The sequence below is a fragment of the Halorubrum sp. SS7 genome (assembly GCF_005435055.1).
GTDB classification, from domain to species: Archaea; Halobacteriota; Halobacteria; order Halobacteriales; family Haloferacaceae; genus Halorubrum; species Halorubrum salinarum.
Window position 1 is genome coordinate 14,998 of the sequence record NZ_SGXV01000008.1, and the last position, 14,450, is coordinate 29,447.

At 69.5% G+C, this 14,450-nt stretch carries 11 protein-coding genes; 2 read left to right on the forward strand and 9 right to left on the reverse strand.

Going from position 1 to position 14,450, the window contains the following annotated elements; translation table 11 throughout:
• Nucleotides 1-140 precede the first annotated feature (140 nt).
• The 9 genes from katG to rnz all read right to left on the reverse strand — a co-directional run bounded on the left by katG (nucleotide 141) and on the right by rnz (nucleotide 11,852).
• A complete protein-coding gene (gene katG, locus EXE44_RS09730; protein ID WP_137716981.1) occupies nucleotides 141-2,270 on the reverse strand; it encodes a catalase/peroxidase HPI in 2,130 nt (709 codons plus the stop codon).
• Between the two features lie 350 nt (nucleotides 2,271-2,620).
• Complete coding sequence (gene lpdA / locus EXE44_RS09735) at nucleotides 2,621-4,048, reverse strand: dihydrolipoyl dehydrogenase (protein ID WP_137716982.1); 1,428 nt, start codon at nucleotides 4,046-4,048, stop codon at nucleotides 2,621-2,623.
• Nucleotides 4,048-5,643 carry a dihydrolipoamide acetyltransferase family protein gene (locus EXE44_RS09740; protein WP_137716983.1) on the reverse strand — a complete coding sequence of 532 codons (1,596 nt, stop codon included), beginning with the start codon at nucleotides 5,641-5,643 and terminating at the stop codon, nucleotides 4,048-4,050. Before EXE44_RS09740 ends, lpdA begins: the two co-directional genes overlap by 1 nt.
• Before the next feature lie 45 nt (nucleotides 5,644-5,688).
• Nucleotides 5,689-6,675 carry an alpha-ketoacid dehydrogenase subunit beta gene (locus EXE44_RS09745; RefSeq protein WP_137716984.1) on the reverse strand — a complete coding sequence of 329 codons (987 nt, stop codon included), beginning with the start codon at nucleotides 6,673-6,675 and terminating at the stop codon, nucleotides 5,689-5,691.
• Nucleotides 6,676-7,779 carry a pyruvate dehydrogenase (acetyl-transferring) E1 component subunit alpha gene (gene pdhA / locus EXE44_RS09750; protein WP_137717047.1) on the reverse strand — a complete coding sequence of 368 codons (1,104 nt, stop codon included), beginning with the start codon at nucleotides 7,777-7,779 and terminating at the stop codon, nucleotides 6,676-6,678.
• A gap of 344 nt (nucleotides 7,780-8,123) precedes the next feature.
• The gene (locus tag EXE44_RS09755) at nucleotides 8,124-8,528 is read right to left on the reverse strand and encodes a CopG family transcriptional regulator (protein WP_053770142.1); all 405 of its coding nucleotides are present in this window, start codon (nucleotides 8,526-8,528) and stop codon (nucleotides 8,124-8,126) included.
• Between the two features lie 113 nt (nucleotides 8,529-8,641).
• Nucleotides 8,642-9,292, reverse strand: a complete 651-nt coding sequence (locus tag EXE44_RS09760; protein ID WP_137716985.1) for an RPA family protein — start codon at nucleotides 9,290-9,292, stop codon at nucleotides 8,642-8,644.
• A 1-nt stretch (nucleotide 9,293) separates the two neighbouring features.
• Nucleotides 9,294-10,220, reverse strand: a complete 927-nt coding sequence (locus tag EXE44_RS09765) for a replication factor A (RefSeq protein WP_137716986.1) — start codon at nucleotides 10,218-10,220, stop codon at nucleotides 9,294-9,296.
• A 699-nt stretch (nucleotides 10,221-10,919) separates the two neighbouring features.
• On the reverse strand, nucleotides 10,920-11,852 hold the full coding sequence (rnz, locus tag EXE44_RS09770) for a ribonuclease Z (protein WP_137716987.1): 933 nt from the start codon (nucleotides 11,850-11,852) through the stop codon (nucleotides 10,920-10,922).
• A gap of 138 nt (nucleotides 11,853-11,990) precedes the next feature.
• Here rnz and EXE44_RS09775 point away from each other — a divergent pair, with 138 nt between their 5' ends.
• Entirely contained in the window at nucleotides 11,991-12,266 is a 276-nt protein-coding gene (locus tag EXE44_RS09775; RefSeq protein ID WP_137716988.1) for a hypothetical protein, read from the forward strand.
• 220 nt (nucleotides 12,267-12,486) lie between these two features.
• Nucleotides 12,487-14,430 (forward strand): ABC transporter ATP-binding protein, encoded by a 1,944-nt coding sequence (locus EXE44_RS09780; RefSeq protein ID WP_137716989.1) that lies wholly within the window; start codon nucleotides 12,487-12,489, stop codon nucleotides 14,428-14,430.
• Nucleotides 14,431-14,450: the final 20 nt, after the last annotated feature.

Below are 14,450 nucleotides of genomic sequence, written 5' to 3' on the forward strand. Positions count from 1 at the left end.
GATGGCCGGGGAACCAGCCGTCCGTTACAAGCCGAGGGCTCGGCGGGCGAGAAGAGCGATTCGGGCCGCGTCGGCGAGGGAGAGCCGGAGCTACCGGAACCGCGCTGCGAGACCGAAAAAATCCGACTGCGACGGGGGCGTTACTCGAGGTCGAAGCGGTCGAGCGTCATGACCTCGCTCCAGACCGCGACGAAGTCCTCGACAAACTTCTCCTCGTCGCTGGCGTACACGTCGGCGATGGTGCGGAGCCGCGCGTTCGAGCCGAAGATGAGGTCGGCGCGCGTCGCCTCCCACGCGACCTCGCCGGTGTCCCGGTCGCGGACCTCGTAGATGTCCTCGGCGTCGGTGACCTCGTCCCACTCGTACTCCATGTCGAGCAGGTTCACGAAGAACTCGTTCGTCAGCGTCCCGGGCTCGTCGGTGAACGCCGTGCGGTCGCCGTAGGTCGCGCCGAGCGTTCGCAGCCCGCCGGCCAGCACGGTCATCTCGCTGGCGGTCAGGTTCAGCAGGTCGGCCTTGTCGACCATGAGGTCCTCGACGTCCTCGTCGGTGTCGCCGAGGTAGTTACGGAACCCGTCGGCCTTCGGCTTGAGCGCCTCGAACGACTCCTCGTCGGTCTGCTCGGCGGTGGCGTCGACGCGACCGGGCTCGAACGGCACCTCGACGTCGTAGCCCGCGTCGGCCGCGGCCTGCTCGACGGCCGCGGTCCCGCCCAGCACGATGAGGTCGGCGAGCGAGACCCGCACGTCGTCGGCGCGCGACTCGTTGAACTCGGCCTGCACGTCTTCGAGCGTCGCGAGGACGTCGGCGAGCCGCTCGGGCTCGTTGGCCTCCCAGCTCCGCTGCGGTTCGAGGCGGATGCGGGCGCCGTTGGCGCCGCCGCGCTTGTCGCTGTCGCGGTAGGTGGACGCCGCCGCCCACGCGGTCTTGACGAGTTCGCCGGTCGAGAGGTCGGAGTCGAGGAGCGCGCCCTTGAGGTCGGAGACCTCCGCGTCGCCGATCGGTTCGTAGTCGGCGTCCGGCAGCGGGTCCTGCCAGATCATCGTCTCCTCCGGGACCTCGGGGCCGAGGAACCGCTCCGGCGGGCCCATGTCGCGGTGGATGAGCTTGTACCACGCCTTCGCGAACGTCTCCTGGAACTCGTCGGGGTCGTCGCTGAACTCCTCGAGGACGGCCCGGAAGTCGTCGTCGTGCTTCAGGGCGACGTCCGTCGTGAGCATCATGATGTCCTCCTTGTCGTCGGGGTCCGCGACGCCCGGGGCGGCGTCGTCGAGCTCGTCGTCCTTCGTGGTCCACTGCCACGCGCCGCCGGGGCCCTTCTCCGGCTCCCACTCGTGCTCGAGCAGGTTGTCGACGTAGCTCGTGTCCCAGACCGTCGGGGTGGCGTTCCACGGCCCCTCGATGCCGCTGGTGATGGTGTCGGGGCCCATCCCCTCGCCGAACTCGTTGTCCCAGCCGAGGCCCTGGAGGTCGATGGGGGCGTCCTCGGGCTCGGGGCCGAGGTTGTCGCCGTCGTCGGCGCCGTGGACCTTCCCGAAGGTGTGGCCGCCGGCGATGAGCGCGACGGTCTCTTTGTCGTTCATCGCCATCCGGCTGAACGACTGGCGGATGTTCTTCGCCGAGCCCTCGAGGTCGGGCTCGCCGTTCGGCCCCTCGGGGTTGACGTAGATGAGGCCCATCACGGTGTTCCCGAGCGGGGCCTTGAGGTCGCCGTTCTCGTCGAACCGGTCGGGAGAGGTCGTCTCGAACTCGCTTTCGGGGCCCCAGTCGACGGCGTCGTCGCCGCGGAAGTCGTCTGCGCGGCCGCCCGCGAAGCCGAACGTCTCGAAGCCCATCGACTCCAGCGCGACGTTGCCGGCGAGCACGATGAGGTCGGCCCACGAGAGCTTCTCGCCGTACTTCGTCTTGACCGGCTCCAACAGCCGCCGAGCCTTGTCGAGGTTCACGTTGTCCGGCCAGCTGCTGATCGGCGGGAGCCGCTGGTGTCCGCCGGCGGCGCCGCCGCGCCCGTCGAGCGAGCGGTACGTGCCGGCGCTGTGCCACGCCATCCGGATGAACAGCGGGCCGTAGTGCCCGTAGTCGGCGGGCCACCACTCCTTCGAGTCGGTCATCACGTCTTCGAGGTCGGACTTGACCTCGGCGAGGTCGAGGTCCTCGAACGCCGCCGCGTAGTCGAAGTCCTCGTCGTAGGGACCGATATCGCCGGCGTTCTGGTCGAGCAGCTCCAGATCCAGCTGATCCGGCCACCACTCTTTGGTGTTACTAGCCATCAAAAAATGGTCGCTCCTCTTCGTAGATAATATTGTCTAATTCGGAGAGGTAAACATCGTTATAACGGAGGGTTTCTATCGAAATAATGAAGTTCTATTTGGGGATCTGCGAAGTCCTCATCGGAGACCGTAGCGCCGCTTCGAGAGGTTTACCGGGCGGTAAGCGTACGCTGTCGGGGACGACGAGTCGGAGTTTCGACAGTTCGACGAGCGTGGATGAGAGTCACACGCGGGGGTCCGGCGGCCCGTCGGTTCGCCTCGCCGCGGGACCTCGGCGGGACGGGACGGCGACCGCTCGCGACGGGGACGGGGGGAGCGCGGTGCGCGTGACGGGGAGGGGTCGAACGCGATCAGCGGTTCAGCGTGTGGATCGCCTGCCCGCGCGCGTTCTCCGCGGCCTCCATCACCGCCTCCGCGAGCGTCGGGTGGGTGTGGACGGTGGCGGCCACGTCTTCGAGGGTGGCGCCCATCTCGACCGCGAGCGCGACCTCGGCGATCAGCTCCGACGCCTCGGGGCCGACGATCTGTCCGCCGAGGACGAACCCGGTCTCCTCGTCGGCGACGATCCGGACGAACCCCTCGGTGTGGCCGGTCGTCATCGCCCGCCCGGAAGCGTTGAACGGCATCTCGCCGACGACGGGGTCGAAGCCGGCGTCGGCGGCCTCCGCCTCCGTCATCCCGACCGTCCCGATCTCGGGGTCCGTGAACACCGCGGCCGGGACCGCCTGTCGGTCGAGCGCGGCCGGCTCACCGGCGATCACCTCGGCCGCGACGATCCCCTCGTTGGAGGCCGCGTGCGCGAGCATCGGGTCGCCGGCCACGTCGCCGACGGCGTGGACGTACTCGACCGCCGTGCGGGTGCGGTCGTCCGTCTCGACGAACCCGCGGTCGTCCGTCTCGATCCCGGCGTTCTCCAGGTCGAGCCCGTCGGTGACGGGCTGGCGGCCGACCGCGACGAGGATCTTGTCGACGCCGTAGGTCGACTCCTCGCCGTCCTCGGTCTCAGTGCGGAGGAGGTAGCCCCCGTCGGGCGCCTCCGTCCACTCGCTCGCGCCCTCGCCGAAGTTGAACTCGACGCCGAGCTCCTCGGCGCGCTTGCGGACGACGCGCTTCACGTCGTCCTCGTAGGGGTCGAGGATGTCGTCGAGCATCTCGACGACCGTGACCTCGGCGCCGAGCTTGGCGTACGTCGTCGCCAGCTCCATGCCGATGTAGCCGCCGCCGACGACCCCGAGTCGGTCCGGGACCGTGTCGGCGTCGAGCGCGTCGGCGGAGCTCCAGACGTGGTCCTCGGCGAAGTCGAAGCCGGGGACCTGGATCGGCCGCGACCCGGTGGCGATCACCGCGTGTTCGAACTCCAGCGTCTCCGAGCCCTGCCCGTCGCCGCCGTGCGCGACCCGGACGGTGTTCTCGCCGACGAACGAGGCGACGCCCTCGACCAGGTTCACGCCGTTCGCCTTACAGAGCTTCTCGACGCCGCCCGTCAGCCGGTCGACCACGCCGTCCTTCCACTCGATCATCTTCCCCATGTCGACGGCGGGGTCCGCGTGGACGCCCATGAACTCCGCGTTGCCGGCCTCGTGGGCCAGTCCGCTCCCCGTGATCAGCGCCTTCGAGGGGATACACCCGCGGTTGAGACAGGCGCCGCCGTAGGCGTCCTTCTCGACTAAGGTCGTGTCGAGCCCCTCCTGTGCGGCGCGGATGGCGGCGACGTAGCCGCCCGGTCCCGCGCCGATGACCAGTACCTCCGTTCCCGTGGTGACGTCTCCGACGACCATTATTCGTTGAGTAGCAGCAGGGGGGTTTCTAAGTGTTCCATGACGGTGTTCGCGAACTCGGCCGCGACCGCGCCGTCGACGACCCGGTGGTCGATCGACAGCGACAGCGGCAGCGTCGGCGCCGGGACGACCTCGCTCGTCCCGTCGGCGCCCTCGCGCACGACGGGGCGCTCCTCGATGGTGCCGAGCCCTAAGATCGCGGTCTCGGGGTAGTTGATGATCGGCGTGGCGTACTCGCCGCCGATGGCGCCGAAGTTGGTGATAGAGAAGGTGCCGCCCTTCATCTCCGCCGGCTTGAGCTTCCGCTCGCGGGCACGGGCGGCGAGGTCGTTCACCTCGTCGGCCAGCTCGAAGAGCCCCTTCTCGTCGACGTCCTCGACGACCGGGACCATGAGGCCGGCGTCGGTCGCGACCGCGATCCCGAGGTTGTAGTCGCGCTTCAACACGATCTCCTCGTCGTCCTCGCGGAGCTCGCTGTTGAGGTACGGGTACTCCTTCAGCCCGGCGACGATGGCCTTCATCACGAACGGCATGTAGGTGAGCTTCACGCCCTCGGCCTCGGCCGTCGGCTTCAGCTGCTCGCGGGCCTCGACGAGCGCGTCCACTTCGGCGGTGTCGTGGTGGGTGACGTGCGGCGCCGTGTACTTCGACCGCTCCATCTGCTTCCCGATGGTGCGCCTGACGCCGCGGTAGGGGACCGTCTCGTCGCCCGAAGCGGTGCCGGCGGCGTCGGTCGCGGCGGCCGCGTCCGGGGCGGGGTCCGCGTCGACGGTCGCCGGCTCCGGCTCGGCCGGCGACTCCAGCGCGTCGGCGTACGCGTTCACGGCGTCGGCCGTGACGAACGCCTCGCCGTCGCGGGTCTCGTCGGTCGGCACGTCGTCGAGGTCGACGCCGCGCTCGCGGGCGACCTTCCGGGTCGCGGGGGTCGCGAGCGTCGTCTCGCGGCCCGCGGGCTCGGGCGCGCCGGCGGCGGTCGCCGACGCCCCGTCCGAAGAGCCGCCGCGCTTGCTGACCGCGGACTTCCGCCCCGCCGAGCCGGTGTCGGTCGGCGCGGGGCGGGGTTCGGGGCCGTCGTCCGCGCCGCCCGCGTCGGCGGATCCGCCGCCCTCGGCGTGGGCCCGTACGTCGGCCTCGGTCACGCGACCGCCGGGGCCGCTCCCGTCGACCGCCGCGACGTCGACGCCCAGCTCGCGGGCGAGCCGGCGGGCGGACGGCGGCGCGAAGGTGCGGCCCGAGGGCGTGTCGGGCTCGCTCGCCGCCCCGTCGGCCGCGTCGGCGGTCGCGTCCGTCGCCGACTTGTCGCCCGCGTCGGGCTCGGGCTCCGCGTCGGCGGTCGCCCCGCCGTCGCCGTCCTCGTCGACCCGGAACGAGATGATCACGTCGCCGACGGGGACCATCTCCCCCTCGTCGACGAACAGCTCCTCGACGGTCCCGTCGTAGCTCGACGGCACCTCGACGAGCGCCTTGTCGGTCTCGACCTCGGCGACGGGCTGGTCCTCTTCGACGCGGTCGCCGGGCGCGACCAGCCAGCTGACGAGTTCGCCCTCCGCGACGCCCTCGCCGACGTCGGGCAGCTTGAACTCCTTGACCGTCACGCGTCGGTCACCTCGGCGTTCATGGGTGTATCTCCGGCGGCCATGTTAAAATTCGACCGCCTCCAGGATGCCGTCCTCGATGCGCGCCGCCGACGGGAGGTAGTAGTCCTCCAGCGCGTACAGCGGGTACGGCACGTCGAAGCCGGTGACGCGGCCGATCGGCGCCTCCTGGTACAGCAGCGCCTCCTCCTGGAGGATCGCCGTGATCTCGCCCGCGAGCCCGCCCGTCTTGGGCGCCTCGTGGACGACGACCGCGCGGCCGGTCTTCTCGAACGCCTCGACGATCGCCTCGCGGTCGAGCGGGGAGACCGTCCGGAGGTCGACGACCTCGCACTCGATCCCCTCCTCGCCGAGCGTCTCGGCGGCCTCCAGCGTGGGACGGGTCATCGCGCCGTAGGTGAACACCGCCACGTCGTCGCCCTCGCGGCGCGTGGCCGCCTCGCCGATGGGGACCGTGTACGGCTCCTCGGGCACCTCCTCGCGGAACGCCCGGTAGATCAGCTTCGGTTCGAGGAAGACCACCGGGTCGGGGTCGCGGATCGACGCCGCGAGCAGGCCCTTCGCCTCGTACGGCGTCGAGGGTATCACCACCTTCAGCCCCGCCTCGTGGGCGTAGAACGCCTCCTTCGACTCGGAGTGGTGTTCCGGCGCGCGGATGCCGCCGCCGTAGGGCGCCCGGAGCGTCATGGGGAGCGTGAACCGCCCGCGGCTGCGGGTGCGGAACCGCGCCATGTGCGAGACGATCTGGTCGAAGCCCGGGTACATGAACCCGGAGAACTGTATCTCCGGGACCGGGCGCATCCCCATCGCCGCCATCCCGACCGCGGTCCCGACGATGCCCGACTCGGCGAGCGGGGTGTCGATCACCCGGTCGCCGCCGAACTCGTCGTAGAGCCCCTCGGTGGCGCGGAAGACGCCGCCGTTCTTCCCGACGTCCTGGCCCATCACGACCACGTCGTCGTCCTCGCGCAGTTCGGTGTGTAGTCCGTCTCGTATCGCCTGTACCAACGTGAGGTTCTGTGTCTCGCTCATTCAGTCCTCCAGGAACGCTTCGTCCCCGCGCTCGTCGCGCAGCGCGGCGAACTCCTCGTACTGCCGCTCCAGTTCGGGCGGGAGCTCCGCGTAGGCGTGCTCGAACAGCTCCCGCGGGTCGGGCCGCGCCATCGACTCCGCCGCGTCGATGGCGTCCGCGACCCGCGCCTCGACCGACGACTCGACTTCGGCGACGCGCTCGTCGTCGAGGACCCCCTCGTCCCGGAGGTACGCCTCCAGCCGGTCGATCGGGTCCTTCCGCTTCCAGCGCTCGACCTCGTCGTCGTCGCGGTAGACGGTCGGGTCGTCGGCGGTCGTGTGCGCGCCGAAGCGGTACTGGACCGCCTCGATGAGCGTCGGCCGCGGCCGGTCGGCGTCAGGGTCACGCGCCTTCTCTAAGGCCGCTTCCGTGACGCTGTACACCGCGAGCGGGTCCATGCCGTCGACCTGGACGCCGTCGATGCCGTACGCCTCCGCCTTCTGCGCCAACGTCGCGCTCCGGGTCTGCCGCTCGCGGGGGACGGAGATGGCCCACTGGTTGTTGTTACAGAAGAAGACGGTCGGCGTGTCGAACACGCCGGCGAAGTTGACCCCCTCGTGGAAGTCCCCCTCGCTCGTCGCGCCGTCCCCGAAGTAACAGATGAACGCGTCGTCCTCGCCGCGGAGCTTCGAGGCCCACGCGGCGCCCGTCGCGTGGGGCACCTGCGACGCGATGGGGACGGCGACCGGGAAGACGTTGACGTCGTCCGGCGCGCGGTTGCCGTCCTCGTGGCCCATCCAGTAGAGCAGCGTCTGTTTCAGCGGGAGGCCGTGGACCAGGGCGGCGCCGTGTTCGCGGTACGACGGGATCATCCAGTCGTCGTCGTCGAGCGCGTACGCCGAACCGATCTGGGCGCCCTCCTGGCCGGAGAGCGGGGGGTACGTCCCCATCCGGCCCTGTCGCTGGAGGCTCACCGCGCGGCCGTCGAAGTGGCGCGCCAGCCGCATGTGCCTGTACATCTCGACGAGCGACTCGTCGTCGAGGTCGGGAACGTCGCCGACGACCTCGCCGTCCTCGTCGAGGACGCGAACCGTATCGTCGTACGCCCTGTCGAACACGGTCACGGTCGAACCCACCTTCGCATGTCCGATCCGTTCACCGCCCGGGTAATATCGTTTTCGTAAATAATTTATTATAATCAGAAATAGCGCCTTCGCACTGAGAAACCGTCCATCGCACTGGAAGAGAATCGGACGTTTCTGAACAAACTCGGAGCTGTTCGGCAATATTTTCGCCAAGATGGGCGGTTCGGCGGTCAGTAACGGACGAACAGGAAGGTTTTCGCGACGGGGCCGCCGGTCGGAGCGGGACCCGGACGGCGCGGCGCCGCGGCTCGGCGGGCGAGCGCGGCGTGAGAAGCGGCGGGTCGGGCGGTCTCGGTCGGAGCGGAAGGGGGCGGCGTGTGACCCTAACCGAGGCGGAACGACGGCTCGTCCGACTCGCCGTCGAGGTCCTCTAAGTGGATCACGTCCTCGTCGTCGCCCTCGACCTGCTCCCGGAGGTGGTTGATGTACCGCTTGTGCTCTTCGAGCTGCTCGCGGAGGTGTTCGGCCTCGAGCTCTAACCGCTCGTGCTCCCGGACGAAGCTCTTCGGGACCTCAACCCGGGGCGGGAAGGCCTCGCCGTCGCCGTCCGCGTCGGTCAGCTCGTGTTCCGGGACGACCCGGACCTGACCGTCGTGGGCAACGAGCATGTCCACGTAGTCCCGGAAGACCGCCGACAGCGAGATGTCCCGCTCCTCGGCGATGTCGCGGAGCGCCTCGAACGCGTCCTCGTTGACGCGGAACGAGACCGTCTTGTTCTTGTTGCCCATTAGCGGGTCGTAGGTCCCGCTGCGTACTTAACAGTTTGTCAGACGGTCGCACGGCGAGCGGCGCCGTCCGGGCGCCGGGCCGGCGTCCCGGTCAGGGCTCCGGCCCGCTCGCCTCAGGGCTCCGGTGCGCCGGCCGGGTCGGACCCGTCGGGGGCGTCGCCGAGCGCGGCGTCGTCGCCGGCGAGCTCGTCGCCGCTCTCGTCGAGGTCCTCTAACGCCGACAGCGCGGCGGCCTTGTACGTCTCGGGGTCGAGGTCGTACTCCTCGCGCGCCATGCGCGCGTACTCGTTGCCCTCGTCGTCGAACGCGGCGACGCGCTCGACGGTGCGGCGGGCGGTCTCCGCGACCCAGCGGTCGCGGGTGGCGGCGTCGACCTCGGTGATCGACTCGGGGCGGACGGAGACCCGGACCGTGCCGTCGTCGGTCTCGTAGGTCCGGGGCTTCCCCACGACTGCGACGTAGGCCGGGGGCTCCAGGTCCCGGAGTTTGGAAGCGGCTTCCGGCTGGTACTGGCCCGCGTACACGAAGAACGTGCCCGTCGGGTCGACGATGCGGCCGCGCCAGTACTCGCTGTCCTCGCCGACGTCCTCCTTCTCCGTGAGCGTGCCCACGAAGAACACGCGGTTCGAGGACTCGCCGGTCGGGAGCAGCGCGTAGACGGGGGCGCGCTCGTCATCGGACTCGGTGAACGTGTAGCCGGCGTCGTTGAACTCGCTCGCGAACACGCGCCGGGCGACCTCTCGGGTGGGTGCTGACTGGCTCATTTCAGATCGACCTCGCTTCGATCAGCGCGCTTTCAACGTCGACGGTGCCGGGATCCTCCATCTCGTCGACCAGAACGTACCGGCCGAAGGTGGGGCCGGTGACCCGGTAGTAGCGCCCGAGCACGTCCTCGCCCATCTCCTCGGCGACGACGGTGGTGTCGAGCGCGTCCATCGCCATGTCCTTGGCTTCTTCCAGGGTCATGCCGGTGAGCTCCTCGGTGGCCTCGCGGTCGAAGATGACCTCGGTGACCGTCTCGCCGTCGTCCAAGACGCCCTTGATCCGGAGGTCGAACTCGCCTTCGACCTGGCCGTGCTCGGAGCAGCGCCCGTTCTGGAGGACGCGCGTACAGTCCTCCTCGGGGCACCGCTTGATCAGGCCGGAGCCGGACTGGATGTCCACGAGGGCGCCCTCGACGGTGTCGGCGTTGTCGCCGACCTCGATCGCCTCGTCGATCTCGGTGATACCGGTCGTCCGGTTGAGCTTCACCGAGTAGCTCCCCTCGTACTCGTCGGTGACGACGTTCGAGAGCTCGTAGGACTGGCCCTCCGTCAGCTCGGGGAGGTCGGAGGTCTCGAAGGCGACGAACTTGATCGTGCCCGACTCGTCGCCGAGCAGGCCGACCTGCGAGATGGAGTCGCTGCGCGGCTCCCAGAGGTCGACCAGCTTCACGCGTAAGTCGACCCACTGCTCGTCCTCGTCGATGTCGTTGACGAGGACCTCCTCGCTGCCGCCGCGGCCGAGCTCGTCGCGCTCCATGCCGGCGTCTTCGAGGTAGCTGTTGGTGACGCTCCGGCTCGCCTCGTCGAGCGGCACGCGGTACTCGTCGACGAGCGTTTCGAGGCGCTCCTCGACGTCGTCGGGGTCGACGTCGGTGTGGTCCGAGAACTGTTCCGCTATCGCTTCCGCTTCCTGTCGCAGTTCGCTCATGGGGTGTCTCCGCCTCCGGTCTTGTTTTCAGTGGGAGGCGTACGACGGTTGGGTCCAGATGGTATTAAAACGTACGTGACCGCGGTGAAAGTGGAACTAAACGCCCGCCTGAGACCCGCTACGCGGTGTTCTTTTGATCCGCGGAGATCGACCGACGGGACAACCTCGCTCGCGTCAGACGCCCGTCAGCCGTGCGCGGGCTTCGTTTCAAGTGGAACGATCACACGGATCGCGGCCTCACGAGACGGAGATCCGGCAAGCGTGACGAGAACGATGGCGGTGGCGCGCGCCTCCGAGCGCCCAACGGGCGCGAGGAGCGCGTGCGAGGGAGTCGGCGGCGACCGACGGGAGCCGCCGACGAGGCTGGGGAGGCGTGAGGTGCTGTGCGGAGCGGTGCGGGGTGGGACTCAAAGGGGCAGCCGCGAGGGCGAAGGCGTGCGACGCAAGGACCGCAGCGAGCGAGCGGAGCAAGCGACGAGGACCGCAGCGAGCGCACCGAGCCCTCGCGGCTGGGGCTTTGGTGGTGTTCGCCGCCGATCCTCACTTAATAATTTATAAGCAAGCGGCTGAGGCTTTGGTGGTGTTCGCCGCCGATCGGCAATCGATTATTTATAAGCGAACGGATGAGAATTTGGCGGCGGCCTCCGTATCGTTCGCAGAGCCGTCCGCGTCGTGCTGACCGCACGAACCGTTAACGCCTCAGTCGTCGGCGTCGGGGAACGGCACCTCGATCAGGTCGCCGTCGTCCGGGAGCAGGCACTCGCCGTCAAACGCCTCGCGCGCGTCCCGGAGTATCGGGCTCGGGTCCGCCGCGTAGCGCGAGGAGATGTGGACTAAGGCGAGCCGCTCCGCGTTCGCGCGGTCGGCGATCGACCCCGCCTCGCGGCCGGTCGAGTGGGCCGTGTCGCGGGCGCGGTCGGCCATGTCGTCGGCGAAGGTGGCGTCGTGGATCAGCAGGTCGGCGCCCTCGGCGGCCTCGACGGTGCTCTCTCGCGGGCGCGTGTCCGCGGTGTAGACGAGTTTGCGACCCGGACGCGGCGGGCCGACGACCTGCTCGGGCTCGACGATCGTCCCGTCTTCGGCCTCGACCGCCTCGCCCTCGTGGAGGCGGCCGAATTTCGGGCCGACGGGGACGCCGAGCGCCTCCGCCTTCGGGCGGTCGAACCGGCCGGGGCGGTCGTCCTCCTCTAAGACGTACCCCTGCGAGACGGTCCGGTGTTCCGTCTCGAAGGCGCGGACCGCGTACTCGTCGGTCTCGTGGGCCACCTCGCCCGGCGCGACCGGCTCGATCCGGACCGGGAACGCGGGGTCGTGGCCGACCGCGTGGACGAGGTCGCGGAGGTGGTCGTCGGTCCCCGGCGGGCAGTGGACCGTCAGCGGGTCGGTGCGGTCGTTGAAGCCGAGCGTCTGGACGAGGCCCGGGATCCCGAGCACGTGGTCGCCGTGGAGGTGCGAGACGAACACGCGGTCGACGGCGAACCCCGTGCCGCTGCGCATCATCTCGCGCTGGGTGCCCTCGCCGCAGTCGAAGAGGAAGCGGTCGCCCTCGCGGTTGACGAAGACGGCGCTGGCCGCGCGCTCGACGGTCGGGACGGCGCCGCCCGTCCCGAGGAACGTGACGCGAAGAGACATGCCGACTCATCGGGACGGCGGTTGTAAACCGGTGTCGATGCGGGCGGAGCGGGGAAACGGCGACCGAGTGCGCCGGCGAGTAGCCCCGGTCGCGTCCCCGGCCGACACCCACATGTGTCCGGGCGCCCGAGCGCGGCCATGCGAGACCCGATCGCCGCCTTGGTCAGACAGGAGGGGTGGCGCGCGGAGGGCGCGGCCGCCCGCGTCCACTACGAGGGGGGCAGCGACCGATACGCGGTGGAGTTCTACGCCGAGACGCCCCGCGTCCTCTACTGGTCCGTCCCGACCGACGACGAGGGCGAGACGGCGGCGCCGGTCCCCCGCGAGGAGGTGCCGGACCCGCTGCGCCGGCGCATCCGGGAGGACCTCGACGAGGCCGGGATCGACCCCGACGTGGAGCGGCGCGAGCTGTGAGGCCGACCCCGGGTCGCGAGGGGTGAGTCCGCGGCGCGGTCGTCGGAGCCGGGACCGGCGCGCGCGACGGTCGCGTTCTCGGATCGGCCGAGGCGTCCGCGCGGCGACCGCGGTCGGCGGGGCGAAATCGCCCGAACGGCCGCTCGCTACCGGCGTTTTCTGCCGATGTATTTCGGTTCGAAGGAAACCTATTTGCCCGCCTACCTGATACGATTGTGTGATGAGTGGCGTCGAATGGGAGGAAGACGATCCCTTCGAGGAGCAGCGGGACAAGATCGAGAATCCGATGAAGCGGCTGTTCGTCGAGTACGGCCGCGACTACGTCCCGCAGGTGACGGTGGGGATCCTCGCGAGCGTCTTCGCGCGGCTGCTCGACCTGCTCCCGCCGCTAATGCTCGGGATCGCCCTCGACGCCATCTTCCGCGGCGAGGCCGCGTTCGACGAGCAGATCCCGCTGGTGTTGCTGCCCGACGCGTGGCTCCCGACGGAGCAGGCGGCGCAGTTCTGGTTCACGATCGCGGTGCTGGCCGGCGCGTTCGCCTTCGGCGCCGGCTTCCACTGGGTCCGGAACTGGGGGTTCAACGCCTTCGCCCAGAACATCCAGCACGACGTCCGGACCGACACGTACGACCAGATGCAGCGGCTCAACATGGACTTCTTCTCGGACAAGCAGACCGGTGAGATGATGTCCATCCTCTCGAACGACGTGAACCGGTTAGAGCGGTTCCTCAACGACGGGATGAACTCCGTGTTCCGGCTGTCCGTGATGGTGATCGGGATCGGCGTCCTCCTGTTCTGGATCAACTGGCAGCTCGCCTTGGTCGCGCTGTTGCCCGTCCCCGTCATCGCCGGGTTCACCTACGTGTTCATCAAGATCATCCAGCCGAAGTACGCCGAGGTGCGGTCGACGGTCGGCAAGATGAACTCCCGGCTGGAGAACAACCTCGGCGGCATCCAGGTGATCAAGGCGGCCAACACCGAGTCCTACGAGTCCGACCGCGTCGACGACGTCTCCTTCGACTACTTCGACGCCAACTGGGACGCGATCGAGACGCGGATCAAGTTCTTCCCCGGCCTCCGCGTGCTCGCGGGCATCGGCTTCGTCCTCACGTTCATCGTCGGGGGGCTCTGGGTGTTCCAGGGGCCCCCGGGGCCGTTCACGGGCGAGCTCTCCGAAGGGATGTTCGTCGTGTTCATCCTCTACACCCAGCGGTTCATCTGGCCGATGGCCCAGTTCGGGCAGATCATCAACATGTACCAGCGCGCCCGCGCCTCCTCCGCGCGGATCTTCGGGCTGATGGACGAGCCCTCGAAGCTGGAGGAGGACCGCGACGCCCAGGAGCTCGTCGTCGACGACGGCCGCGTCGTGTACGACGACGTCTCCTTCGGCTACGACGACGAGACCATCGTCGAGGACATCGACTTCGAGGTCGAGGGCGGCGAGACGCTCGCCCTGGTCGGCCCGACCGGGGCCGGCAAGTCGACCGTGCTCAAGCTGCTCCTCCGGATGTACGACGTCGACGACGGGGAGATCCGGATCGACGACCAGAACGTCAGCGACGTGACGCTGCGGTCGCTGCGCCGCGCGATCGGCTACGTCGGGCAGTCGTCGTACCTGTTCTACGGCACCGTCCGCGAGAACATCACCTACGGCACGTTCGACGCGACCGACGAGGAGGTCCGGGAGGCGGCCGAGGCGGCCGAGGCCCACGACTTCATCCAGAACCTCCCCGACGGCTACGACACGATGGTCGGCGAGCGCGGCGTGAAGCTCTCCGGCGGCCAGCGCCAGCGGATCACCATCGCGCGAGCCGTGTTGACCGACCCGGACATCCTCATCCTCGACGAGGCGACCTCCGACGTCGACACGGAGACGGAGATGCTGATCCAGCGCTCGCTCGACCGCCTCACGGAGGACCGGACGACGTTCGCGATCGCCCACCGGCTCTCGACGATCAAGGACGCGGACACCATCCTCGTTCTGGAGGGCGGGAAGATCGCCGAGCGCGGCACGCACGACGAGCTGCTCGACAACGACGGGCTGTACGCGCACCTCTGGGGCGTTCAGGCCGGCGAGATCGACGAGCTCCCCCAGGAGTTCATCGACCGGGCGCAGGAGCGCACCGCCCGGATCGTCGAGGACGCCGAGAGCGACGACGACTGACCGCGGCCGGTCGGAGCGGC